This window comes from Streptomyces sp. NPDC045701 (assembly GCF_056432045.1).
In genome coordinates, this window is the sequence record NZ_JBWKJV010000006.1 from 50,428 (window position 1) to 74,057 (window position 23,630).

Annotated in this window: 20 protein-coding genes and 1 pseudogene; 12 read left to right on the forward strand and 9 right to left on the reverse strand. The window is 74.9% G+C overall.

Annotation, left to right across the window (positions count from 1 at the left end; translation table 11 throughout):
* Positions 1–96 precede the first annotated feature (96 nt).
* Both tuf and AC07DW_RS09605 read left to right on the forward strand, forming a co-directional pair.
* A pseudogene (gene tuf, locus AC07DW_RS09600) lies at positions 97–1,212 on the forward strand (elongation factor Tu); the annotation flags it as partial.
* Positions 1,213–1,366: 154 nt separating this feature from the next.
* Positions 1,367–2,224 carry a spermidine synthase gene (locus AC07DW_RS09605; protein ID WP_478857072.1) on the forward strand — a complete coding sequence of 286 codons (858 nt, stop codon included), beginning with the start codon at positions 1,367–1,369 and terminating at the stop codon, positions 2,222–2,224.
* On the opposite strand, the gene AC07DW_RS09610 is transcribed toward AC07DW_RS09605, so the two are convergent.
* Both AC07DW_RS09610 and AC07DW_RS09615 read right to left on the reverse strand, forming a co-directional pair.
* The gene (locus AC07DW_RS09610) at positions 2,186–3,502 is read right to left on the reverse strand and encodes an MFS transporter (RefSeq protein ID WP_478857073.1); all 1,317 of its coding nucleotides are present in this window, start codon (positions 3,500–3,502) and stop codon (positions 2,186–2,188) included. The genes AC07DW_RS09605 and AC07DW_RS09610 overlap by 39 nt on opposite strands.
* A 57-nt stretch (positions 3,503–3,559) precedes the next feature.
* Positions 3,560–4,672 carry a DUF8017 domain-containing protein gene (locus AC07DW_RS09615; RefSeq protein ID WP_478857074.1) on the reverse strand — a complete coding sequence of 371 codons (1,113 nt, stop codon included), beginning with the start codon at positions 4,670–4,672 and terminating at the stop codon, positions 3,560–3,562.
* A 105-nt stretch (positions 4,673–4,777) separates the two neighbouring features.
* Between AC07DW_RS09615 and AC07DW_RS09620 the strand changes: the two genes are divergently transcribed.
* The 3 genes from AC07DW_RS09620 to AC07DW_RS09630 all read left to right on the forward strand — a co-directional run bounded on the left by AC07DW_RS09620 (position 4,778) and on the right by AC07DW_RS09630 (position 8,579).
* Positions 4,778–5,230, forward strand: coding sequence for a DUF4442 domain-containing protein (locus tag AC07DW_RS09620; RefSeq protein ID WP_478857075.1), 453 nt, complete (start codon positions 4,778–4,780; stop codon positions 5,228–5,230).
* Positions 5,231–5,371: 141 nt separating this feature from the next.
* Positions 5,372–7,831, forward strand: a complete 2,460-nt coding sequence (locus AC07DW_RS09625; protein ID WP_478857076.1) for a beta-glucosidase — start codon at positions 5,372–5,374, stop codon at positions 7,829–7,831.
* Positions 7,832–7,910: 79 nt separating this feature from the next.
* Entirely contained in the window at positions 7,911–8,579 is a 669-nt protein-coding gene (locus tag AC07DW_RS09630) for a DedA family protein (RefSeq protein ID WP_478857077.1), read from the forward strand.
* Between the two features lie 130 nt (positions 8,580–8,709).
* Here the strand turns inward: AC07DW_RS09630 and AC07DW_RS09635 are convergent, their stop codons facing one another.
* Positions 8,710–9,240 carry a gamma carbonic anhydrase family protein gene (locus AC07DW_RS09635; RefSeq protein WP_478857078.1) on the reverse strand — a complete coding sequence of 177 codons (531 nt, stop codon included), beginning with the start codon at positions 9,238–9,240 and terminating at the stop codon, positions 8,710–8,712.
* A gap of 130 nt (positions 9,241–9,370) precedes the next feature.
* Here AC07DW_RS09635 and AC07DW_RS09640 point away from each other — a divergent pair, with 130 nt between their 5' ends.
* A complete protein-coding gene (locus AC07DW_RS09640; protein WP_478857079.1) occupies positions 9,371–10,108 on the forward strand; it encodes an acyltransferase in 738 nt (245 codons plus the stop codon).
* Here the strand turns inward: AC07DW_RS09640 and AC07DW_RS09645 are convergent, their stop codons facing one another.
* On the reverse strand, positions 10,109–10,975 hold the full coding sequence (locus tag AC07DW_RS09645; protein WP_478857080.1) for an EamA family transporter: 867 nt from the start codon (positions 10,973–10,975) through the stop codon (positions 10,109–10,111).
* Positions 10,976–11,067: 92 nt separating this feature from the next.
* On the opposite strand from AC07DW_RS09645, the gene AC07DW_RS09650 reads away from it, so the two are divergent.
* On the forward strand, positions 11,068–11,640 hold the full coding sequence (locus AC07DW_RS09650) for a helix-turn-helix domain-containing protein (protein WP_478857081.1): 573 nt from the start codon (positions 11,068–11,070) through the stop codon (positions 11,638–11,640).
* A gap of 121 nt (positions 11,641–11,761) precedes the next feature.
* On the opposite strand, the gene AC07DW_RS09655 is transcribed toward AC07DW_RS09650, so the two are convergent.
* A complete protein-coding gene (locus AC07DW_RS09655; protein WP_478857082.1) occupies positions 11,762–12,175 on the reverse strand; it encodes a CoA-binding protein in 414 nt (137 codons plus the stop codon).
* A gap of 93 nt (positions 12,176–12,268) precedes the next feature.
* Here AC07DW_RS09655 and AC07DW_RS09660 point away from each other — a divergent pair, with 93 nt between their 5' ends.
* The 3 genes from AC07DW_RS09660 (at position 12,269) to AC07DW_RS09670 (ending at position 17,315) form a co-directional block, all read left to right on the forward strand.
* Positions 12,269–12,895, forward strand: coding sequence for a YigZ family protein (locus tag AC07DW_RS09660; protein ID WP_478857083.1), 627 nt, complete (start codon positions 12,269–12,271; stop codon positions 12,893–12,895).
* Positions 12,896–13,074: 179 nt separating this feature from the next.
* On the forward strand, positions 13,075–14,241 hold the full coding sequence (locus AC07DW_RS09665; protein ID WP_478857084.1) for an exonuclease SbcCD subunit D: 1,167 nt from the start codon (positions 13,075–13,077) through the stop codon (positions 14,239–14,241).
* Positions 14,238–17,315, forward strand: a complete 3,078-nt coding sequence (locus AC07DW_RS09670; protein ID WP_478857085.1) for an AAA family ATPase — start codon at positions 14,238–14,240, stop codon at positions 17,313–17,315. Before AC07DW_RS09665 ends, AC07DW_RS09670 begins: the two co-directional genes overlap by 4 nt.
* Here AC07DW_RS09670 and AC07DW_RS09675 read toward each other — a convergent pair.
* The gene (locus tag AC07DW_RS09675; protein ID WP_478857086.1) at positions 17,305–17,751 is read right to left on the reverse strand and encodes an Lrp/AsnC family transcriptional regulator; all 447 of its coding nucleotides are present in this window, start codon (positions 17,749–17,751) and stop codon (positions 17,305–17,307) included. The genes AC07DW_RS09670 and AC07DW_RS09675 overlap by 11 nt on opposite strands.
* A gap of 94 nt (positions 17,752–17,845) precedes the next feature.
* Here AC07DW_RS09675 and AC07DW_RS09680 point away from each other — a divergent pair, with 94 nt between their 5' ends.
* Positions 17,846–18,343 (forward strand): rhodanese-like domain-containing protein, encoded by a 498-nt coding sequence (locus tag AC07DW_RS09680; protein ID WP_478857087.1) that lies wholly within the window; start codon positions 17,846–17,848, stop codon positions 18,341–18,343.
* A 314-nt stretch (positions 18,344–18,657) separates the two neighbouring features.
* Here AC07DW_RS09680 and AC07DW_RS09685 read toward each other — a convergent pair whose 3' ends face one another.
* Positions 18,658–20,349, reverse strand: a complete 1,692-nt coding sequence (locus AC07DW_RS09685) for a DUF885 domain-containing protein (protein WP_478857088.1) — start codon at positions 20,347–20,349, stop codon at positions 18,658–18,660.
* Between the two features lie 38 nt (positions 20,350–20,387).
* Positions 20,388–20,894: an Lrp/AsnC family transcriptional regulator gene (locus AC07DW_RS09690; protein ID WP_478857089.1), complete on the reverse strand. Its 507-nt coding sequence runs from the start codon at positions 20,892–20,894 to the stop codon at positions 20,388–20,390.
* A gap of 60 nt (positions 20,895–20,954) precedes the next feature.
* On the opposite strand from AC07DW_RS09690, the gene AC07DW_RS09695 reads away from it, so the two are divergent.
* On the forward strand, positions 20,955–22,169 hold the full coding sequence (locus AC07DW_RS09695; protein WP_478857090.1) for a trans-sulfuration enzyme family protein: 1,215 nt from the start codon (positions 20,955–20,957) through the stop codon (positions 22,167–22,169).
* Here AC07DW_RS09695 and AC07DW_RS09700 read toward each other — a convergent pair.
* A complete protein-coding gene (locus AC07DW_RS09700) occupies positions 22,102–23,490 on the reverse strand; it encodes a GNAT family N-acetyltransferase (RefSeq protein ID WP_478857091.1) in 1,389 nt (462 codons plus the stop codon). The two genes, AC07DW_RS09695 and AC07DW_RS09700, sit on opposite strands and share 68 nt — an antisense overlap.
* Positions 23,491–23,630: the final 140 nt, after the last annotated feature.

Genomic DNA, 23,630 nt, shown 5'->3' on the forward strand with positions numbered 1-23,630 from the left:
CTCCCCGGATCGTCCGGCGGACCCCGCAGGGGGAGGGTCGGCAGGCCGCGGGGTCCCCTCGAACGCTTCGAGTTCCGGGAAGGAACGCCAACAGCCATGCCCAAGACGGCATACGTGCGGACCAAGCCGCACCTCAACATCGGCACCATGGGCCACGTCGACCACGGCAAGACCACCCTCACCGCCGCCATCACCAAGGTCCTCAGCGAGCGCGGGACCGGCACGTTCGTACCGTTCGACCGGATCGACCGGGCGCCCGAGGAGGCCCAGCGCGGCATCACCATCAACATCGCGCACGTCGAGTACGAGACCGACACCCGGCACTACGCGCACGTCGACATGCCCGGTCACGCCGACTACGTCAAGAACATGGTCACCGGGGCCGCGCAGCTCGACGGGGCGATCCTCGTCGTCTCCGCGCTCGACGGGATCATGCCGCAGACGGCCGAGCACGTGCTGCTCGCCCGCCAGGTCGGCGTCGACCACATCGTCGTCGCGCTCAACAAGGCCGACGCGGGGGACGAGGAGCTGACGGACCTGGTCGAGCTGGAGGTACGGGAGCTGCTCACCGCGCACGGGTACGGCGGCGACGCCGTCCCCGTCGTACGGGTCTCGGGGCTGAAGGCCCTGGAGGGCGACCCGCGCTGGACCGGTGCCGTCGAGGCGCTGCTGGACGCGGTGGACACCTATGTGCCGATGCCCGTGCGGTACGTGGACGCGCCGTTCCTGCTGCCGGTGGAGAACGTGCTCACCATCACCGGCCGCGGCACGGTCGTGACCGGTGCCGTCGAGCGCGGGACGGTGCGGGTCGGCGACCGTGTGGCGGTGCTGGGCGCGGACACGGAGACGGTGGTCACCGGGCTGGAGACCTTCGGCAAGCCGATGGAGTCCGCCCAGGCGGGCGACAACGTGGCGCTGCTGCTGCGCGGGGTCCCGCGCGACGCGGTCCGCCGCGGTCACGTCGTGGCGGCTCCCGGCAGCGTCGAGCCGCGCCGCCGCTTCACCGCGCGGGTCTACGTCCTGTCCGGGCGGGAGGGCGGGCGGACCACGCCGGTCACGACCGGCTACCGGCCGCAGTTCTACCTCCGCACCGCGGACGTCGTGGGCGACGTCGACCTCGGCGAGGCGGCCGTCGCGCGCCCCGGCGACACCGTCACCATGACCGTGGAGCTGGGCCGCGACGTCCCGCTCGAGCCCGGCCTCGGCTTCGCCACCCCCGGGGCCGACCACCCCTTCAACACCGCCACGCCCACCGAGTTGCGGGGACCGGTGATCCCCCCCGCCCGCCCCCCCGGGAGCTTCCCTCCGGCGCCGGCGGGCGGTCGTCCCAGGCGGAGGGCCGCCGCCGTGCGGGCACAATGGGGCGGTGAACGACCCCCGGCCCGAGCCGCTGCCCGTACTGCGCGACGTCGATCACGGCACCGCCAAACTCCTGCCCGACGTGGACCGCGACCGGGCGTGGCTGCTGACGATCGACGGCGCGCCCCAGTCGTACGTCGACCTCGACGACCCGGAGCACCTGGAGTTCGAGTACGCCCGCCGGCTCGCCCACGCCGTCGACTGCGCGGCGCCCGAGGGCGAGCCGCTGGACGTCCTGCACCTGGGCGGCGGGGCCCTCACCCTGCCGCGCCGGCTGGCCGTCACCCGGCCCGGCTCCCGCCAGGACGTCGTCGAGGCCGACCGGGGTCTCGTCGCGCTCGTGGCGGAGCACCTGCCGCTGCCGCCCGGCAGCGGGATCACCGTGCACGGCGCGGACGCCCGGGCCTGGCTGGAGGCGGCGCCGGCGAGGTCGGCCGACCTCGTGATCGCGGACGTCTTCGGCGGGTCGCGGGTGCCCGCGCACCTGACGTCCCTGGCCTACGCGCGCGCCGCGCAGCGGGTACTGCGGCCGGGCGGGACCTACGCGGCCAATCTGGCGGACGGCGCGCCCTTCGCGTTCCTCCGCTCCCAGCTGGCCACCTTCGGCGCCGTGTTCGCGCACCTCGCGCTGATCGCCGAGCCCGCCGTGCTGCGCGGCCGGCGGTTCGGCAACGTCGTGCTCGTCGCCTCGCAGGGGGAGATCGACACCGCGCGCCTGGCGCGGCGGGCCGCCGCCGACGCCTTCCCCGCGCGCGTGGAGCACGGTGAGTCGCTGGCCCGGTTCACGGGCGACGCGCGGGCGGTACGCGACGAGGACGCCGTCCCGTCACCCGAGCCGCCCGGCGGGGCCTTCGGCATCGGATGACGGCACGGGGACGGCCGCCCGCGCGGCGACCTCCTTCGTACGCCGCGTCAGGTTCCGTACGTCGGGAACCACGAGCACCAGCGCCGTCACCAGCACCACCAGGGCCGCACAGCCCCACAGCGCCTGCGACCGGCCGAACGCGCTCTCCGCCGGCCCGGCCAGCGCCGTCGACAGCGGCAGCATGGCGGTCGAGCCGAACCAGTCGTACGCCGAGACCCGCGACAGCTTGTCCTCCGGGATCTCCTGGTGCAGCGCGGTCATCCACGCGACACCGAACACCTCCAGCGAGACGCCGCAGACGAACATGGCCACGACAAGGCCGCCCACCGGCAGCGGCACGGCCAGCGCGGCCGACGGCAGCGCCAGCGGGAAGACGCACAGGGTGCCGACGAGCAGCATCCGGCGCGGCTTCCAGCGCATCGCCAGGAGCGCCCCGCCCACCGTGCCGACGCCGAACGCCGCGAGCGCCAGGCCCCACGGCCGCGCCCCGCCGAGTTCCTCCTCGGCGACCAGCGGCCCGTACACCGACTCGGCCGCGCCGACCACCGCCACCACGACCGAGAACTGCGCGACGATCGCCCAGAGCCAGGGGCGCCCCGCGAACTCCTGCCAGCCCTCCCGCAGATCGGCCAGCAGCCCGCCCCCGGGTTCCCGCTCCCGGATGTGGCCGACGTCGAGGAAGGCGCGCAGCGCGCCCGCCACCGCGAACGCCGCCGCGTCGACCGCGAGCACCCAGCCGGGGCCGAACGCCGCGATCATCGCTCCGCCGAGCGCGGCACCGCCGATGCCCGCGCCGTTCATGGCCATCCGGAACAGCGCGAAGGCGCGGTTGGCGTGTTCGCCGCTGACGCTGGACATCAGCATGCCCTCGGCGGCCGGGTTGAAGAACGCCTGGCCGGTGCCGCACAGGGCGGTGAGCAGCATCATCTGCCACAGCCGCGGGTCGCCCGCCAGCACGAGGACGGCGAACACCGCCTGGGAGGCGCAGTTGAGGGCGTTGGCCGCGACCATGACCCGGTGACGGGGGAGCCGGTCGGCCACCGCCCCGCCTATGAGCAGGAACAGCACGAGGGGCAGGGTGCGGGCCGCGGCGACCAGGCCCACGTCGCCGCCGTCGCCGCCGGACTCCAGCACCGCGAAGGCCGCCGCGATCAGGGCGCCGTGGGTGCCCAGGTTGGTGACGATCGCCGCGGCGGTCAGCAGCGTGTAGTTGCGTCCGGCCCACTCGGGGCGCCGGGGACTCGGGCGCCTTCGGGGCGCGGGCACGGGAGAACTCACCCGGGGACTATCCCCGGCCTCGCGCCCCCGTGCCAAACCGTTATCCGGCCGGACCGGTCAGGACCCGGATTCCGGCGCCAGCCGCACGGTGGCGAGGACCTTGCGGATCGTGGCGTCCTCCAGCTCGCCCGGCACGCCGGTGGCGCCGTACAGGACCCAGCTGACGAAGTCGCCCTTGGCGTTCTTGAAGGAGAAGGCGATGGACTTGCCGTCCGTGTCGCACTTGCCGTCCTTCTTGGTGTTCAGGGCGGTCGCCGTGGAGAGGTGCCCGGTCAGCCCGGACGTCGTCGTGTACGGGACGGCCTTGGTGACCTTGACGGTCCCCTTGGGCTCGGTCTGGGCGTAGGCGGCCCACACCCAGTTGCCCGCCTCGTTGTACGCCGCCTCGGCGGTGTTCTTGGCGCCCTGGCCGCCCTTGGTGCCCACCACGGCCAGGCCGGTCTCCTCCGGGCGGCCGTCCTTGTTGGTGTCCTCGGTGCACCACTTGCCCTTGTACTCGGCCGGGGCGGACATGATGACGACGGAGCTGCCGTCGCCCTTCTTCTCGTCCTCGAACCCGACGCTCGTTCCCGCGCCGATGACCTCCCAGTCGGCGGGCACGTCGAACTGGGCGCTGCGCTTGGGGTTGTGGACGACCTTCCAGCCCGCGATGGTCGGCTTGGCCGCCTCGGAACCGGCACGCGGGTTGCCGGTCGGCGCCGGAGGGGCCTCGGAGGACGTCGACGCGCTCTGCGAGGGCTTGGGGTCCCCGCCGGCGTTCGTCTGCTCGCCGTCGTCCTTCAGCACCAGGAACCCGGTGACGCCGGCGGCGACGACCACGGCCGTCGCCGCGACGATCGCGACGACGGTCGTCCTCTTCCTGTCGTCGGTGTCGTGCGGCGGCGGTACGGGCGGGCCGGGGGGCTGTCCCGGGACGCCGTACTGCTGGACGGCGGGCTGCTGGTACGGGTTCGGCTGCGGGTAGCCGGGCTGTCCGGGGTGGCCCGGCTGGACGTACCCGGGCTGCTGGCCGGTCTGCGGCGGGTAGCCGGGCTGCTGCGGCGGAGCGCTGGGCGGCGGCGGAGTGCCGGGCTGCTGGTACGGATTGGGCTGCGGGTACCCCGGCTGCTGGTACGTGTTCTGGTCCTGCGGGTTCTGCTCGCCCCCGGGCGGCTGCTGTCCTGGCCACATGGCGAGTAACCATAGAGGGGCGGCGTGACGGGTGCCACGCCCGCCCCCGGCAGGAGGGTCCGCGCGCGGCTTCCCGCCGTTACTACTGCCTGGTAACTTCGGGGCATGTCCGAGACCCTGCCGAACATCGGCGACATGCTGCTGGCCACCGTCCCCATGGCCAAGACCCTGAACCTGGAGGTCGTCGAGGCGACCGCCGAGCGGGCCGTGCTCCGCCTCCCCGACCAGGGCGCCTTCCACAACCACGTCGGCGGGCCGCACGCGGGCGCGATGTTCACGCTCGGGGAATCCGCCAGCGGCGCCATCGTCATCGGCGCGTTCGGCGACCAGATGAACCGCGCCGTGCCGCTCGCCGTCAGGGCGGAGATCGGCTACAAGAAGCTCGCGATGGGCCCGGTCACCGCCACCGCGACGCTCGGCCGCACCAAGGCCGAGGTCGTGGCCGAACTCGACGCCGGGCAGCGCCCCGAGTTCCCGGTGAACATCGCCCTCACCCGCGAGGACGGCGCCGTGACGGGCGAGATGACCATCATCTGGACGCTGCGCCCCCACTCCTGACGGCCGCGCAGCCCCGGACGCACGCGCGCGTGGTCGGACGCGCGCGTGAAGGCCGCCCCCGCACCCCTCTTCGGGTGCGGGGGCGGCCGTGTCCCACGGCATAGCGCACGGAACGCCCACTCCGGTGCGCATAGTGCGCCTATGTCACGAAACGTCTCCCGCAGGGCCACACTCCGCCTGCTCACCGGAGCCGCCGCCGCCGCGGCGTCCACCACCGGCCCCCTCCCCGCCCGGGCCGCCGCGCCCCCCACCGGCGACGGCCGCGTCGACGACCTGCTCGCGCGGCTCACCCTCGACGAGAAACTCACCTTCCTCCACGGCGCCAAGGACCCCGGCAGCCTCGGCCAGGCCGGCTGGATCCCCGGCGTACCGAGGCTCGGCATCCCACCCCTGAGGCTCGCCGACGGCCCCGCCGGGGTCCGCGTACGGGCCCGCGCCACCGCCCTGCCCGCCCCCGTGATGCTGGCGAGCGCCTTCGACCCGGCCCTCGCCCGCGAGTACGGCCGCGTCATCGGCCACGAGGGCCGGGCGCTCGGCCAGGACGTCCTGCTGTCACCCATGGTGAACCTGATCCGCACCCCCTACGCCGGCCGGAACTTCGAGACGTTCAGCGAGGACCCGCTCCTCACCGCCGACCTCGTCGCCGAGGAGATCCGCGGCATCCAGGACGAGGGCCTGATCGCCACGGTCAAGCACTTCGCGCTGAACAATCAGGAGAAGGACCGCACCACCGTCGACGTGCGGATCGGCGAACAGGCCCTGCACGAGACGGAACTGCGGGGCTTCGAGGCCGCCGTCGCCGCCGGAACGGGCGCGGTGATGGGCGCGTACAACAAGGTCGACGGCCGCCACGCCTGCGAGAACCGGGACCTGCTCACCGGGATCCTGCGCGAGCTGTGGGGGTTCGACGGCTGGGTGATGAGCGACTGGAACGCCACCCACAGCACCGTCCCGTCCCTCACCGCGGGCCTCGACATGGAGATGCCCGCCGGCCGGTGGTTCGGTGACCCACTCCGCCGGGCCGTACGGGACGGCACCGTCACCGAGGACGCCGTCGACCGCTCCGTACGCCGGATCCTCACCGTCATGGGCCGCTTCGGGCTCCTCGACGGCACCGCCCCCGCCCGCCCCGCCACCCGCGACCGCGACGCCGGGGCGCGCCTCGCCCACCGGGTCGCCGTCGCCGGCGCCACCCTGCTGCGCAACGAGCACGCCACACTGCCGCTCACCGGGCCCGCCGCCCGCTCCCTCGCCGTCATCGGCCCCACCGCCTCGGTGCCGTTCGCCGCCGGCGGCGGGAGCGCCCACGTCGTCCCCGACCGGGCCGCCGCCCCGCTCGACGCCATCACCGCCCGCGCGGGCGAGGGCGCCACCGTCACCCACGCCCTCGGCGAGGACCTCTACGGCAAGCCCCTCCCCGTCCGCGGGGCGTCCTTCGAAGGACAGCGCGTCCGGCCCGGGAAGACCTACACCTACGAAGGGACGCTCACACTCGACGACGCCGACGAGTGGACCTTCGTCGTCCACTACGGCGGCACGCGCCCCAAGGTCTTCGTGGACGGCACCGAGCTCTTCGCCCTCCAGGACCGCGAGTCCGAACTCTTCGCCGGTTTCGGCCTGGTCTCCACCGCCCCCGACGGCCTCAAGGTCCGCCGCCGCACGCTCGCCCTCACCGCCGGACGCCACACCCTGCGCGTCACCGCCGACGGCGGCGCCCGCGGACAGCTGTTCCGGCTGCGCCGCATCACCGCCGCCACCCGCGCGGCGGACGTCGCCGAAGCGGTGGGCGCGGCCCGTGCCGCGGACAGCGTGGTGCTGTTCGCCTACGAGGACGCCGCCGAGGGCCGCGACCGGACCACCCTCGCCCTCCCCGGCCACCAGGAGGCGCTGATCGACGCGGTGACCGCCGCCAACCCGCGGACGACCGTCGTCCTCAACACCTCGTCCGCCGTCACCATGCCGTGGCTCGGCCGCACCGGCGCGGTGCTCCAGATGTACTACCCCGGCCAGGAGGGCGCCGCCGCGACCGCCGACGTGCTCTTCGGGGACGCCGACCCCGGCGGCCGCCTCACCCAGACCTTCCCGGTCTCCGACACCCGCCACCCCACGGCCGGCGACCCGCGCCGCTACCCCGGCACCGGCGGCGTCCAGGAGTACTCCGAGGGCGTCCGCACCGGCTACCGCTGGTACGACGCGGAGGGCGTCGAGCCGCTGTTCCCCTTCGGTCACGGCCTGTCGTACACCACGTTCGCGTACGCCGGCCTCGTCGTGACCCCCGCGCCCGGCGGCGGCCTCACGGCGGGCTTCACCGTCCGCAACACCGGGCGGCGCACCGGCGTGACCGTCGCGCAGCTGTACGCGGGTCCGTCGCCCGACCTGGCGCTGGACCAGCCGGACCGTGTCCTGGCCGGCTACCGGCGCATCGAGCTGCGGCCCGGCCAGGTCCGGCACGTCACCGTGCCGATCGCCGCCCGGACGCTGTCCTCCTGGGACCCGGAACGGCACGCCTGGGTGCTCGGCACCGGCACCCGTACCGTCCGGCTGGGCACGTCCTCGCGCGACCTGAGGCTCACCGCGCGGGCGGAGGTCCTCCCGCTGTGAGGAGGTAGGCTGCCCGGCGTGCGCGCCTCGCTCGCGCCGCACGCCGGGCAGCACGCAATCGACGACGGAGGAACCGGCCTTGCACGTCCAGGAGTGGCTCGAGACCGTTCCGGCGGTCAGCATCTACGTCCTGGTGGGGGTGGTGATCGGGCTGGAGAGCCTCGGCATCCCGCTGCCCGGCGAGATCGTCCTCGTCAGCTCGGCGCTGCTGGCGTCCCAGCACGGCGACATCAACCCGTGGGTCCTCGGCGCGTGCGCCACGGCGGGCGCGATCATCGGCGACTCGATCGGCTACGCCATCGGCCGCAAGGGCGGCCGGCCCCTGCTGGCCTGGCTGGGCGGCAGGTTCCCCAAGCACTTCGGCGAGGCCAACATCGCGTTGGCGGAGCGGTCGTTCGAGAAGTGGGGGATGTGGGCCGTCTTCTTCGGGCGGTTCGTGGCGCTCCTGCGGATCTTCGCGGGCCCGCTCGCGGGTGTGCTGCGCATGCCGTACTGGAAGTTCGCCATCGCCAACGTCCTCGGCGGCATCCTGTGGGCCGGCGGCACCACGGCCGTCGTCTACTCGGTCGGCGTGGTCGCCGAGGCGTGGCTGAAGCGCTTCTCCTGGCTGGGGCTCGTCCTGGCGGTCCTGGTGGGCCTGACGTCGATGCTGATCCTCAAGAACCGCGCGAAGAAGGCGGCGGCCGCCGCCGCCGCGCCCACCGCCCCGGTCCCGGCACCCGAACCGGCTCCGGCCACCGCCGACTGACCCGCGCGCCCGCCTCGGGCGGCCGCCACCACCACCCGTCCCCCGCCCGCCGGGATGCCCCCGGGGGCGGGCGCGCCGGGGCGGCGCCCGCCGGGCCGGGGCCGAGAAGCGGGACGACGCCGGCCGGGCGTCAGGACGGGTGGGCCTCGCCGTGGGCCTTGGCCAGCTCCAGGTACATCGCGGCGTTCAGCTTGATGCCCTCGCGTTCCTCGGCCGTCAGCTCCCGCTTCACCTTGGCGGGCACGCCCGCCACCAGGGAGCCGGGCGGGACGCGCATGCCCTGCGGCACCAGTGCCTGCGCGGCGATGAGGGAACCGGCGCCGATGTGGGCGCCGTTGAGGACCGTGGCGCCCATGCCGACCAGCACGTCGTCCTCGACGGTGCAGCCGTGCAGGACCGCGTTGTGGCCGACCGAGACGCGCTCGCCGACGGTGACGGGGAAGCCGGGGTCGACGTGCACGGTGCAGTTGTCCTGGATGTTGCTGTCGGCGCCCAGGACGATCGGCCCGCAGTCGGCGCGCAGCACGGCGTGGTACCAGACGCTCGACCCCGCCGCCATCGTCACCTCGCCGACCACCACGGAGGTCGGCGCGGCGAACGCCTCCGGATGCACGTCCGGTCGCCTGCCGCCCACGCCGGTGATCAACGCCCGCTCTGCCATCGCCTGCTCCTCTGTTGCGAAGTCGCGCCAGGGGAACGTTAGGCGACGGTCCTTTCCGGCGGCGACGGTGGGGCGAACATCACAGGGTGTCCCGCCGGTGGGGCGCGACCCGGGCGACTACCGTGTCCGGGTGCCGAAGAACAGAAACACGTTCTCATCCCTGGCGGCCTGGCGGCGCCGGCTCCTCACCCGGGCCGTGCACGGCGGCTGGCGCTGGGTGCAGGAGACGGGCGCCGTCACCGCCGAGCGTCCGGGGCGGCTGCGATTCCGCCGGCTGGGCCCCGGCACCCGGCTGGCGTTCCCGCAGGGCACCGTCTTCGGCGAGAAGTGGATCGAGCTGGGCGACCACTGCATCATCGCCGAACAGGTGACGCTCACCGCCGGGATGATGCCCGGCCTGGACCTGGGGCCCGACCCGATCCTGACCCTGGGCGACGGCGTCGTCCTGGGGCGCGGCAGCCACGTCGTCGCCGACGCGCCGGTGACCGTCGGCGCGGACACCTTCTGCGGGCCGTACGTCTACATCACCTCGACCAACCACAGCTACGACGACCCCGACGAGCCGGTCGGCCGCCAGTGGCCGCGCTCCGCACCGGTGGAGGTGGGCCCGGGCTGCTGGCTGGGGACCGGCGCGGTGATCCTGCCCGGCGCCCGGCTCGGCCGCAACGTCGTCGTCGCCGCCGGGGCCGTCGTCCGGGGCGAGGTGCCCGACCACGCGGTGGTCGCCGGGGCGCCGGCCCGGGTCGTACGGCGCTGGGACGCCGAGAGCGGCTGGCAGCCCCCGCTGCGCACGCCCGCTCCCGTACCCCTGCCCGAGGGTGTGACGCCCCAGCAGCTGGCGGCGCTGGCCGAGCTCGACACGGACTGATCAGCCGGCCGCCAGCAGGACCGTGCCGACCAGCGCCAGGCCCGCCCCCGCCGCCTGCACCGCGCGCAGCCGCTCCTTGAGCACGCCCCGCGCGGCGAGCGCCGTGACCACCGGGTAGAGGCTGGCGAGCACGGCGGCCACGGTGACCGGCCCGCTCCGCGCGGCGATCGCGTACGTGCCGTTCGCCGCGACGTCCGCCAGGCCGACGAACGCCAGCGCGGGCAGGGACGCCCGGACCACCCGTATCCCACCGTCCTCCGGCAGGGCCCGCCCGCCGCGCTTCACCGAGGCCCACAGTGCCGCGCCGCCGACCGCGACGTTGGTGACGCGCTGCACGAACAGGGCGAGGAACAGCCCCGTGAGGGTCGTGGCGGCCTCCGCGATCAGGGCCATGACCGAGCCGAAGCCGAAGGCCGCGACCAGCGTCAGCAGCACCGCCTGGCGCCGCACCGGCGCCCCGCGCAGCTCCGGCCCGCCCGCCAGGACCACACCCGCCAGCGCCACCCCGATACCGGCGAACTGGAGCAGCCCCGGCCGGTCGCCGACCAGCAGGCCCACCGACACGGGGACGACGACGCCGAGGGAGCCCAGCGGGGAGACGACGCCCATCGGGCCGAGGGCGAGGGCCTTGTAGAAGGCGAGCATGGCGGCCGGTCCGACCGCTCCGGCCGCCACCGCGTACCAGAGCCGGGGGCCGGCCCCGGTCCAGCCGCCGGTCGCGACGACCACCGCCCCCAGCACCACGACCGCGATCACCTGGGACGCGACGACCACCGTCAGGGCGGGAAGGCGCCGGGTGAGCAGCCCGCCGCCGAAGTCGGCCAGCCCCCACAGGAGGCTGGTGGCCAGGGCGAACAGTGCTGTCATGACGATCCTCGCAGTACAGTGCGGTGAACGGTGAGTACAGGACACCGTAGTGCACTATTTTGAACTTTTTCAGTCAATATATTGGACGGAATGTGTCGGACCTCGACCAGCTCACGCAGTCGCTCGCCCGTAACCTCAAGCGCTGGCGCGGTGAGCGCGGGTTCACCCTCGACGCGCTCGCCGCCCGCGCCGGGGTCAGCCGAGGCATGATCATCCAGATCGAGCAGGCCCGCACGAACCCCAGCGTCGGCACCACCGTGAAACTCGCCGACGCCCTCGGCGTCTCCATCACCACGCTCCTGGACTACGAGCAGGGCCCGCACGTCCGGCTGGTGCCGCAGGAGCAGGCGGTACGGATGTGGTCCAGCGACAAGGGCAGCAGCACCACCCTCCTCGTCGGCGCCGAAGCCCGAGGCCCCCTCGAACTGTGGGCCTGGACGCTGATGCCCGGAGACGCCAGCGCCTCCGACCCCCACCCGGACGGCACCACCGAACTGCTCCACGTCACGGCCGGCGCACTGACCCTCGTCGTCGACGGGGTGGACCACCGGGTACCGGCCGGGACCTCCGCCGTCTTCGAGTCCAACGTCCCGCACGCGTACCGCAACGACGGCACCGAGACGGTCGAGATGACCATGGCGGTCTCCATCCCGCCCGTGCGCTGAGACACCCCGCAGCCCCGCCCGCGCCACCGCGTGCGCGCACCGCCGGCGCGGGGACCGGCTCACCGGGCCCGGCCGGACCGCACGGAACCGCGGGCGCGGTCGTCCAACGGCGGACCCGGGGTCAGCCCCGGCCGAGCCGCGGAATCTCGATCGCCGGGCACCGGTCCATGACCATGTCGAGCCCGGCGGCCGTGGTCCGCTCGTACGCCGCCTCGTCGACCACCCCCAGCTGGAACCACACCGCCTTGGCGCCCTTCGCCACCGCCTCGTCCGCGACGGCCCCCGCGAGGCGGCTGTTCACGAACACGTCCACCACGTCCACCGGGAACGGGATCTCCGCGAGTGAGGCGTACCCCCGCTCCCCGAGGACCGTCTCGGCCTTGGGATGGACCGGCACCACACGCTTGCCGAACCGCTGAAGCACCGCCGCCACGCCGTACGCGGCCCGCGCCCGGTTGCCGGACAGGCCGACCACCGCCCAGGTGTCCCCGGACTCGGTCAGGATCTTCTCGATGATGTCCGTCTCGCCGGTCACGCCGCGCCTCCGTACGTAGGGTCCTCGTCCGACTGCGCCAACGGCCGGCCACCGCCGGAGATTCCCCGCCACGCGTCCGCATAGGGTGGCGGGATGCAGGAGCAGTACCGGACGGTCGCCCGCGAGGGCGTGCACGAGACCGAGATCAACCGATCGCGCTTCATCTGCGCCCTCGCGCCCGCAGCGACCGAACAGGAGGCGCAGGACTTCGTCGCACGCGTCCGCAGGGAGCACCCCACCGCCACGCACAACTGCTTCGCGTACGTCATCGGCGCCGACGCCGCCGTGCAGAAGGCGAGCGACGACGGCGAGCCGGGCGGCACGGCCGGCGTGCCCATGCTCCAGATGCTGCTGCGCCGCGAGGTCCGGTACGTCGCCGCCGTCGTCACCCGCTACTACGGCGGTGTGAAACTCGGCGCGGGCGGACTCATCCGGGCCTACGGCGGCGTGGTGGGGGAGGCCCTCGACGCGGTCGGCACCCTCACCCGGCGGCGCTTCCGGCTCGCCACCGTCACCGTCGACCACCAGCGGGCCGGGAAGCTGGAGAACGACCTGCGCGCGACCGGACGCGCGGTGCGCGGCGTGCGGTACGCCGAGGCGGTCACCATCGAGATCGGCCTGCCCGGCGCCGACGTCGACGCCTTCCGCGCCTGGCTCGCCGACGCCACCGCCGGAACCGCCCGGCTGGAACTGGGCGGCGAGGCGTACGGCGCCGCCTGACACACCTGGCGCCACCGGGCACACCTGACGCACCCGCACACGCCCGCCCGCACCCCGGGAAAAAACAGGTCCGTGACGAACCAGGGGCCGGACACCGTTAGCGTGTACCGGGTTCACAGCGGTGCCCGTGCGGGTTCCGGGGGCGGAGGAGCGGTACACATGCAGGTCGGAGCGGCACCGTGAGAATGCTGCACACATCGGACTGGCACCTGGGGCGGTCGTTCCACCGCGTGAGCCTGCTCGAAGCGCAGTCCGCGTTCCTCGACCACCTGGTGGCGACGGTCCGCGAGCACGACGTCGACGTCGTGCTGGTGGCCGGCGACATCTACGACCGCGCCGTACCGCCACTGACCGCCGTGGAGCTGTTCGACACCGTCCTGCACCGGCTCGCCGACGCCGGCGTACCCACCGTCATGATCTCCGGCAACCACGACTCCGGCCGCCGGCTCGGCGTCGCCGCCGGGCTCATCGAACGCGCCGGGATCCACCTGCGGACCGACCCGGCCGGCGTCGGCACCCCCGTCCTGCTCGCCGACCCCCACGGCGACGTGGCGTTCTACGGGCTGCCGTACCTCGAACCCGCCCTCGTACGCGACCGGTTCGGCGTCGACAAGACCGGGCACGAGGCCGTCCTGACGGCCGCCATGGCCCGGGTGCGGGCCGACCTCGCCGGCCGCGCGCCCGGCACCCGCTCCGTCGTCCTCGCCCACGCCTTCGTCGCGGGTGGCGCGCCCAGCGACAGCGAGCGCGACATCACCGTCGGCGGCGTGGCCGCCGTCCCGTCCGGCGTGTTCGACGGCGTCGACTACGTCGCCCTCGGCCACCTGCACGGCAGCCAGGCGCTCACCGAGCGGATCCGCTACTCCGGCTCGCCCCTCGCGTACTCCTTCTCGGAGGCCGGCCACCGCAAGACGATGTGGCTCGTCGACCTGGAAGGCGACGGGACGGTCCGCGCCGAACGGATCGACTGCCCGGTGCCCCGCCCCCTCGCCCGCCTCCGGGGCCGGCTCGACGACCTGCTGGCCGACCCCGCGCTCGACCGCCACGAGGACGCCTGGGTCGAGGCCACCCTCACCGACCCGGTCCGCCCCGCCGAACCCATGGCGCGCCTCGCCGAGCGCTTCCCCCACACGCTCACCCTCCTGTTCGATCCCGAACGGCCCGAAGACGAGGCCGGCGCCTCGTACGCGCGGCGCCTGCGCGACCGCGACGACCAGCAGGTCGCCGAGGACTTCGTCGCCCACGTACGCGGCGGCGCGGGCCCCGACGACCGGGAGCGCGCGGCGCTCCTGCGCGCCTTCGACGACGTCCGGGTGGACATGGCGCGGCGCGAGGTGACCGGATGAGGCTCCACCGGCTCGACATCACCGGCTTCGGCCCGTTCGGCACCACCCAGACCGTCGACTTCGACACGCTCTCCCAGGCCGGTCTGTTCCTGCTCCACGGCCCGACCGGCGCGGGCAAGACCTCCGTCCTCGACGCCGTCTGCTACGCCCTGTACGGAGCCGTGCCAGGCGCCCGCCAGAGCCCCGGCACGTCGCTGCGCAGCGACCACGCCCCGGCGGGCACGTCCACCGAGGTCGTGCTCGACCTGACCGTCGCCGGCCGGCGGCTGGAGATCACCCGGCGGCCCGCCCAGCCGCGCCCCAAGAAGCGGGGCGGCGGCTTCACCACCGAGAAGGCGCAGTCGTGGCTGCGGGAGTACGACGCGGAGACCCGCTCCTGGAAGGACCTCAGCCGCTCCCACCAGGAGATCGGCGAGGAGGTCACCCAGCTTCTGGGCATGAGCAGGGACCAGTTCTGCCAGGTGGTGCTCCTGCCGCAGGGCGACTTCGCGCGGTTCCTGCGCGCCGACGCGGAGGCGCGCGGCAAGCTCCTCGGCCGGCTCTTCGACACCCGGCGCTTCGCCGCCGTCGAGGAGCGCCTCGCCGAACTCCGGCGCGCCGCCGAGCAGCAGGTGAAGGACGGCGACGAACGGCTCCTCGCCCTCGCCCACCGGATGGCCCAGGCGGCCGGCGCCGCGGCCGGCGGCTGGCCCGCCCCGGAGGGCAGGCCCGGCGACCCGGGGCTCGCCGAGGCCGTCCTGTCCTGGGCGGCCGTCGCCCGGTCGGGCGCCCGCGAGGCCAGGGACGTCGCCGCGTCGGCGCTCGCCGCCGCCGAGGAGCGGCAGACCGCGGCACGCCGCGCCCTCGACGAGGAGCGGGAGCTGGCGGCGCGGCAGCGGCGGTACGACGACGCCCGGCGCCGCGCCGCGGAGCTGGACGCCCGGCGGGCCGAGCGCGACGGGTGGGAGGCCCGGCTGGAGCGGGGTCGCAAGGCCGAGCGGGTGGCCGGCCCGCTGAGCCTGCGCGACGACGCCGAGCGGGAGCACCGCGCGGCGCTGGCGGCCCACGAGCGGTCGGTGGCCGGCCTGCCGCCGGACCTCGCCGACGCCGGCGCCGAGCACCTGGCCGCGCTGGCCGGGAAGCTGCGGGTGGACCTCGGCGGCCTGGAAGCCGCCCGCCGGGCCGAGCGGCGCGCCGGCGAACTCGTCAGCGAGCGCGCCGAGCTGGACCGGCAGGCCCGCGCCGACGAGGACGCCCTCCACGAGGCGGACGCGTGGCTGGCCGGCTGGGACGCCACCCGCACCGCCCTTCAGGACCGGGTGGAGGCCGCGCAGGAGGGCGCCACCCGCGCCGAGCACCTCGCCGGCCGCCTGGAACCCGCCCGCCGCCGGCTGGCCGCCGCCCGCCGCCGTGACGCGCTGGCGGACGAGGTCTCCGCCGCCTCGGCCCGCCTGACCGCCGCGCGGGAGCGGGCCAACGCCGCCCACGAGACATGGCTGGACCTGCGCGAACGCCGCCTGCGCGGCATCGCCGCTGAGCTCGCGGCCGCCCTCGCGGACGGCGCGCCCTGCGCGGTCTGCGGCTCCTGTGACCACCCGGCGCCCGCCCGCGCGGGCGCCGGTCACGTCGACCGTGCGACGGAGGACGCGGCCTACGAGGCGCACACGCAGGCGGACGAGGCCCGCTCGGCGGCCGAGCGCGACCTGGCGGTCGCCCGGGAGGCCCTGACCGCCGCCCGCGCGGAGGCGGCCGCCGCCCCGCGCCCCGGCGACGCCCCGGCGGCGGACGACGCCGCGGGTGACGGCGGCCCCGTGGGCGGTGACCAGCCGTCGGTGGCCGGCCTCGCCGACGGCGTCGCGCGGCTGGAGCGCGCGTACGCCGAGGCGCGTGACGTGGCGGGCGGTGCCCACGCGGCCCGGGAGGAACTGCAACGGGCCGAGGAGGAGCACCGGCGCAGGCTGGAGGTGCGGCAGCAGGCGGAGCGCCGTGCCGCCGCGCGGACCTCGCGGCGCGAGGCGCTCGACCGGGAGCAGGTGACCGTGGACGCCGAGCTCGCCCGCGTCCCGGGCGGCGCCGTCGCCGAGCACGCCGCGTCCCTGGAGCACCGGATCGCCCGCCTCACCGAGGCCGCCGAGGCCGTGCGTACCGTCGAGGACACGGCACGCCGGCTCAAGGAGGCCGACGACCGGCTCGCGGACGCCGCGTTCCGGGCCGGGTTCACTACCCCGGCCGCCGCGGCCGCCGCGCTGCTCGACGACGCGGCGCACCGGGACCTCCAGCGGCGGCTGGACGCCTGGCAGGCCGAGGCGGCGGCCGTCGCCGACCGGCTCGCCGAACCCGAGACGCGGGCCGCCGCCGGGCGCCCGCCCGCCGACCCGGAGCGGGCCCGGGCCGCCCACGCCACCGCCGACCGCGCCGCCCGCGACGCGGACTCCGCGCTGGCCGCCCACCGCGAGCGGTGCGACGAACTGGCCCGGCTGTCCCGGCAGGCCGCCGCCGAGGTAGGGCGGCTGGGGCCGCTGCGCGAGGAGTACGAGCGGGTGGCGCGGCTGGCCGGGCTGACCGCCGGCACGTCCGCGGACAACGAACGCAAGATGCGGCTGGAGTCCTACGTGCTGGCGGCCCGGCTCGAACAGGTCGCCGCCGCCGCGACGGCTCGCCTGGCCCGGATGTCGGCCGGCCGCTACACGCTCGTCCACTCCGACGCCCGGGCGGGCGGCAAGCGGGCGGGCCTCGGCCTGCACGTCGTGGACGCCTGGACGGGCAGCGAGCGCGACACGGCGACGCTGTCGGGCGGCGAGACGTTCTTCGCGTCCCTGGCCCTGGCGCTGGGCCTCGCCGACGTGGTGACCGACGAGGCCGGTGGCGTACGGCTCGACACGCTCTTCATCGACGAGGGGTTCGGCAGCCTCGACGACCAGACCCTCGACGAGGTGCTGGACGTCCTGGACTCGCTGCGCGAACGGGACCGCAGTGTCGGCATCGTCAGCCACGTCGGCGACCTGCGCCGCCGCATCCCCACTCAGCTGGAGGTCGTCAAGGGGCGCGGCGGTTCGGCGGTCCGGCTGCACGGCGGAGGAGCGCTCAGCGGCTGACCGGCCGGCGGGGCAGCGGCGACGAGTAGACGACGCTCGTGGTCACCGAGCCGAGGGCGGCGATCTTCCCGGAGACCTCCTCCAGGTGCCGCATCGACCGGGCGGCGACCCGCAGCACGAAACAGTCGTCGCCCGTCACGTGGTGCGCCTCCAGGATCTCCGGTGTCGTGTCCAGCAGGTCGTGGAACGGCTTGTAGTTGCCGTGGGGATAGCGCAGCCGCACGAAGGCGAGGATCGGCAGCCCGAGGCGTTCCTGGTCCACCACCGCGGTGTACCCGGTGATCACGCCGGCCTCCTCCAGCCTGCGGACCCGCTCGGTGACCGCGCTCGCGGACATGGAGACGGTACGGGCCAGCTCGGCGAAGGCGGCCCGGCCCTGCTCCTGGAGAGCCGCGAGGATGCGCCAGTCGGTGGCGTCCGGTGAATACTCTGTCATGCGTGAGGAATAGCAGGGATTTCCCCGGCCGGACAAGCCATCTGCCGTGGATCGTCACTTCACCGGGATGATCAAGGGCCGTAGGTTTCTGGACATGACGACGACGCCGATCACCAGCGCCCCTGCCGCCACCAACCCCGTCCTGCGCGTTCCGCCCGCCTCGCCCGCCGCTGCCACCGCGTACTTCTCGGCGAGCCTCGCCTTCCACGCGGACGTCTCCGACGTGGCCGCCGCGCTCGCCGCCGGCGGCGACCCCGGGTTCGTGGTCCTCGACTCCCGGTCGACCGCGTCCTTCGACCAGGGGCACGTCCCGGGCGCGGTCCACCTGCCCACGGCGCTCATCCCCGAGCAGGCGGAGCACCTGCTGGACAGGTCGGTGCCCGTGGTCACGTACTGCTGGGGACCGGGCTGCAACGGCGCCACGCGCGCGGCCCTGGCCCTCGCCGAACTCGGCCACCAGGTCAAGGAGATGCTCGGCGGCTTCGAGTACTGGGCCCGCGAGGGCTTCGCGTTCGAGACCCGGGAGGGCCGGCGCACCCGCGACACCGACCCCCTCACCGCCCCGGTCGACGCCGACGACTGCGGCTGCTGAGAGCGCGTGACGCGGCCCCGGAACCCGCCCGGGGGCGGACCGGCAGGCGCATCGCGAGGATCCGGCCGCGACGCGCCGGGGGCCGCGCCGGACAGGGACCGGGCCGGACACCCCGGAGACGCGCCTGACACCAGGGCCACGCCGGACACCCCGGAGGCCGGCCGGACACCACGGGGACCACGCCGGACACCACGGGGGCCACGCCGGACACCGGGGCCGCGCCGCACCCGGCGGAGGGAGGCCCGACACCACGGGGGCCACGCCGGACACCGGGGCCGCGCCGCACCCGGCGGAGGAGGCCCCGTGCCGTCACGTCACAGCCGGGCCAGTTCGTCCACCAGGTCGTCCAGGCCCAGCGGGCCCTGTGACAGTGCGGCCATGTGCCACTTCTTCGCGTCGAAGGCGTCACCGTGCCGCCGGCGGGCCAGCTCCCGGCCCAGCAGCCAGGCACGTTCGCCCAGCTTGTAGCCGATCGCCTGTCCGGGCATCGACAGGTAGCGGGTCAGCTCGCTCTCCACGAACGCCGGCGGGCGGCTGGTGTGCCGCCGGAAGAACTCCTGCGCCAGCTCCGGCGTCCACCGCTCACCCGGGTGGAACGGCGAGTCCGCCGGGATCTCCAGGCCCAGGTGCATGCCGATGTCCACGATCACCCGGCAGGCCCGCATCATCTGGCAGTCCAGGTACCCCAGGCGCCGCTCCGGATCGGGCAGGAACCCCAGCTCGTCCATGAGCCGTTCCGCGTACAGCGCCCAGCCCTCGGCGTTCGCGCTCACCCCGCCGATCGTCGCCTGGTAGCGCGACAACCGGTCGGCCACGTGCACCCACTGGGCGATCTGGAGGTGGTGGCCTGGGACGCCCTCGTGGTACCACGTCGACACCAGGTCGTACACCGGGAACCGGGTCTCCCCGTCGACCGGCAGCCAGGTGCGGCCCGGACGGGAGAAGTCCTCGGACGGGCCCGTGTAGTACGGGGCCGCCGCGCCGCCCGGCGGGGCGATCCGCGACTCCACTCTCCGTACCCGCTCGGCGAGTTCGAAGTGCGTGCCGTCCAGAGCCTCGATCGCCTCGTCCATCAGCCGCTGGAGCCAGACCCGCACCTCCTCGACGCCCTCGATGTGGGTGCCGTGCTCGTCGAGGTGGGCGAGCGCCTCCCACGGCCCGGCGCCCGGCAGGATCTTCTCCGCCTCGGCCCGCATCTCGGCGAGGAGCCGGTGGTACTCGCCCCAGCCGTACGCGTACGCCTCGTCCAGGTCGCAGTCGCTGCCGTTGAAGTACCGCGACCAGCGGGCGTACCGCTCACGCCCCACCGTGTCGGGAGCGTCCTTCACGGCCGGCGCGTACACGTCGCGCATCCAGTCCCGCAGCGACCCCAGCGCCCGGCCGGCGCCGCGCGCCGCCGCGTCCAGCTCCGGGCGCAGCCCGGCCGGGGCGGCCGCCACGAACTCCTCGAACCAGCCGCGCCCCGCCCCGTCGGCGCCCGTCCACCCGGTGAGCTGCCCGACGAACGTGGCGGTGGCGCGCGGGCCGCCCAGCAGTCCGCGCTCCAGGCCCAGTTCGAGGGACTCGCGGTAACCGGCGATCGCGGCCGGCACCGCCCGCAGCCGCTCGGCGACCGCTGCCCAGTCGCCGTCGGTCCCGGTGGGCATCACGGTGAACACGATGCGCACGCTGTGCACCGGCGAGCGCATGTTGCTGACCGTGCGCAGGCCCTCGCCCGCCTCGTGGACCGCCAGTTCGGCGGTGAGGCGCTCCCGCAGGAGCCGCCCGCAGCGCCGCTCGGCGTCGCTGCCGGCACCGGGCAGGCGCTCGGCCGCGTCGAGCCTGACCAGCGTCTCACGGGCCAGCCGGGCGATCTCTTCCTGACCGGCGGGCGAGAAGTCCGGAAGGAGTCCGGCGCTCTTCTCCACGCCCAGGTAGGTACCGGTGATCGGGTCGAGTTCGATGAGCGCGTCGACATAGGCGTCGGCGACCATGCGGGGAAGCGCGCTGCTGGAGGTCTCTGGCATGAGGCCATCCTGGTATGCCACCGGCCCGGTCGTCACCCTCATCCGTCCCGGTCGGCTGACACATGAGCGGGCGCGCCGGGCGGCAGCAGCGGCCCGCACTCCCACTGCTGGAAGATCAGCCGGGTCTCCACCCGGGCGACCTCGCGCTGCGAGGTGAACTCGTCCAGGACGAGTCGCTGCAGGTCGGAAGGGTCCGAAACGGCCACGTGCACCAGGTAGTCGTCGGGACCGGTCAGGTGGAACAGCGCCCGCGACTCCGGCAGCGCACGGATGCGGTCGACGAACGGGCCGATCAGCTCCCGCCGGTGCGGACGCACCTGCACCAGCAGCAGCGCCTCCAGGCCGCGGCCGATTTTGGCCGGATCGAGCCGCAGCCGGTTGCCGAGGACGACACCGGTGCGCCGCAGCCGCGCCACCCGGTCCAGGCAGGTGGAGGGGGCGACCCCGACCTCGGCGGCCAGGTCGCGGTACGTGGTCCGGGCGTCGTTCTGCAGAAGGCGAAGTATGTGCAGATCGACCGTGTCCAGGACGACAGAATCGGTCATTCGCCGAACGTAACACGGGCTTTTCCCGTTACTGCCCGGTACCTGTTCACAGTGCCCTTCATGGACACCCTGCCTTACGACGCCTCGCCCGCCCTCCCCACCCCGAGGGCGCTGGCCACCGAAGCCGTGCACGCCGGACGCGACGACCTCGCCGCCCAGGGCCTGCACGCCGTACCGCTCGACCTGTCCACCACGTACCCGTCCCACGACGCGCGAGCCGAGGCGCAGCGCATCGACGCGTTCGCCACCACCGGCGCGCGGCCGGACGGCCCGCCCGTCTACGCCCGGCTCGACAACCCCACCACCGCGCGCTTCGAGACCGCGCTGGCACGGCTGGAGGGCACCCAGAGCGCCGTCGCGTTCGCCAGCGGCATGGCGGCCCTGACCGCCGTCCTGCTGGTCCGGGCGAGCATGGGCCTGCGGCACGTGGTGGCGGTCCGGCCGCTGTACGGGTGCAGCGACCACCTGCTGACCGCCGGGCTGCTCGGTACGGAGGTCACCTGGACCGACCCGGCGGGCATCGCCGACGCCATCCGCCCCGACACCGGGCTGGTGATGGTCGAGACCCCCGCCAACCCCACGCTCGCCGAGGTGGACATCCGGGCCGTCGCCCGTGACTGCGGCTCGGTGCCGCTGCTCGTCGACTCGACGTTCGCCACACCGGTGCTCCAGCGCCCGGTGGAGCACGGGGCGCGCATCGTCCTGCACAGCGCCACCAAGTACCTCGGCGGGCACGGTGACGTCCTCGCCGGCGTGGTGGCCTGCGACGAGGAGTTCGCCGGGAAGCTGCGCCAGGTGCGGTTCGCCACCGGCGGCGTCCTGCACCCGCTGGCGAGCTACCTGCTGCTGCGCGGGCTGTCCACGCTGCCGGTCCGGATGCGGGCCGCCTCCACGACCGCCGCCGACCTGGCGCGCCGCCTCGCGGCGGACCCGCGGATCGCCCGGGTGCACTACCCGGAGATCGGCGGGGCCATGGTCTCCTTCGAGGTGTACGGCGACCCGCACGACGTGATCGCCGGAGTACGGCTGATCACGCCGGCGGTCAGCCTCGGCAGCGTCGACACCCTGATCCAGCACCCCGCGTCCATCAGCCACCGCATCGTGGACGAGGACGACCGCCGCTCGGCGGGCGTCAGCGACCGGCTGCTGCGCATGTCGGTCGGCCTGGAGGACGTCGAGGACCTGTGGCGCGACCTGACGGAGGCGCTCAGCGCCCGGCCCGGCCGGCCTGCCGCTGAGGACGGCGCGCGGGAACGCCGTTCAGCCGCGCGGTGATCACCAGGGTGCCCTCCTCGATCTGGTAGTCGAGCGGCAGGTTGAGCCCGCGCATCGCGGCGACCATGCCGGTGTTGGACGACTGCGTCACGGCGTAGACGTTCTCGCAGCCCGCCTCGAGCGCCAGCCCCACCAGGCGGTTCAGCAGCTCCGAGCCGATGCCGCGGCGCTGCCAGTCGTCCTCGACGAGCAGCGCCACCTCGGTCTCGTCGCCGTCCCACAGCAGGTGGCCGAGGGCGACGAGCCGGCCGGACGCCGTCTCGACGGCGAGTGTGCGGCCGAACCGGGGGCTCAGCAGGTGGTTCAGGTAGTTGCCGGCGTCCCCGACCGGGCCGTGGTACCGCAGGCCGAGGGTCCGCTCCGAGCAGCGCTCGTGCATGGCCCGGGCCGCCTCCAGGTCCTCCTGGTCCGCCCGGCGGACCGTGATCTCGTTGCCCTCGGGGAGGGTCAGGACGTCCTGGCTGCGCGGAATGCGCGGGCCGAGGCGGGCGTCCAGCTCCACGAGGGCGCGGGCGCGGGCGAACTCGGTCGGCGTGAACGGCAGGTACGGCCGCTCGATGGTGAGGGCGCCACCGTGGGGGTCGCGCAGCCGCATCACGGTGTCCCGGTCCTCCAGGGCGCCCTCCACCGGTGCCGTCGCCCCGGTGGGGCGGCCGGTCGGGGAGACGGCGGGCAGCGAGTGGATCGTGCACCGGCCGAGCAACTGGCGCAGCGCCAGCGGCAGTTCGGCGGCGTCCAGCGCGGTACGGGTGGCCAGTCCCAGCACCCGCGCCGGGGTGTCCACCAGGTCGTGCGCGTCGGCCCGCTCGGTCCAGGTGCCGGTGCCGCCCGCCGCCGCGACCTCCCGCGCCAGCGTCGCAGCCTGGAGCGAGGCGGGAGCCCGCAGCAGGAACTCGTCGACCGTGCCGTCGGCCAGCGGGTGCGTCTGCAGGGTCAGGATGTCCACGTGCAGGTTCGCCAGCGCCGTGCACAGCGCGGCCAGGCTGCCGGGCTCGTCGCGGACGGTGGTCCGCATCCGCCACAGGGCCGTCCCGGCCGTCGCGTCGCGGCCCGTGGCGGTCGCCGCCAAGCCGCCGCCGGTATCGGGGACGGCCGGCGGGGCATGGCCGTGGCGGCGTGCCCACCAGGTGTGGAACACCGCCGTGGCGACCAGGGCGACTGCCGACACGGCGAGGAGGTAGGGCCCGTCGGGGCCGTGCGCGACGGTGTTGGCCACCGCGTCCGCGACGGCCACGGCGGTGAACAGGGCGGCCAGCTCGACGAGGTCCCGCCGCCAGTGGTGGTGACGGCGGCGGTTCTTGACGGGAGTCGCATCAGTCATGGCTTCACTGTGACCCAGTGGTGTTGCGCGATCACAAACGCTTTGTGACTGATGGGTTAAGCGTGCACCTGGTCGCTTAAGTCCGGTTTTCAACCGTACGAGCCTCCCGGCGCGCTCCCGGCTCACCGGCCGGCCAGGCC

Coding starts and splice junctions, on each gene's coding strand:
- AC07DW_RS09615 (WP_478857074.1), bottom strand. CDS start 4,672: ATGTGGCCAGGACAGCAGCCGCCCGGGGGCGAGCAGAACCCGCAGGAC.
- AC07DW_RS09620 (WP_478857075.1), top strand. CDS start 4,778: ATGTCCGAGACCCTGCCGAACATCGGCGACATGCTGCTGGCCACCGTC.
- AC07DW_RS09625 (WP_478857076.1), top strand. CDS start 5,372: ATGTCACGAAACGTCTCCCGCAGGGCCACACTCCGCCTGCTCACCGGA.
- AC07DW_RS09635 (WP_478857078.1), bottom strand. CDS start 9,240: ATGGCAGAGCGGGCGTTGATCACCGGCGTGGGCGGCAGGCGACCGGAC.
- AC07DW_RS09645 (WP_478857080.1), bottom strand. CDS start 10,975: ATGACAGCACTGTTCGCCCTGGCCACCAGCCTCCTGTGGGGGCTGGCC.
- AC07DW_RS09660 (WP_478857083.1), top strand. CDS start 12,269: ATGCAGGAGCAGTACCGGACGGTCGCCCGCGAGGGCGTGCACGAGACC.
- AC07DW_RS09670 (WP_478857085.1), top strand. CDS start 14,238: ATGAGGCTCCACCGGCTCGACATCACCGGCTTCGGCCCGTTCGGCACC.
- AC07DW_RS09675 (WP_478857086.1), bottom strand. CDS start 17,751: ATGACAGAGTATTCACCGGACGCCACCGACTGGCGCATCCTCGCGGCT.
- AC07DW_RS09680 (WP_478857087.1), top strand. CDS start 17,846: ATGACGACGACGCCGATCACCAGCGCCCCTGCCGCCACCAACCCCGTC.
- AC07DW_RS09685 (WP_478857088.1), bottom strand. CDS start 20,349: ATGCCAGAGACCTCCAGCAGCGCGCTTCCCCGCATGGTCGCCGACGCC.
- AC07DW_RS09690 (WP_478857089.1), bottom strand. CDS start 20,894: ATGACCGATTCTGTCGTCCTGGACACGGTCGATCTGCACATACTTCGC.
- AC07DW_RS09695 (WP_478857090.1), top strand. CDS start 20,955: ATGGACACCCTGCCTTACGACGCCTCGCCCGCCCTCCCCACCCCGAGG.
- AC07DW_RS09700 (WP_478857091.1), bottom strand. CDS start 23,490: ATGACTGATGCGACTCCCGTCAAGAACCGCCGCCGTCACCACCACTGG.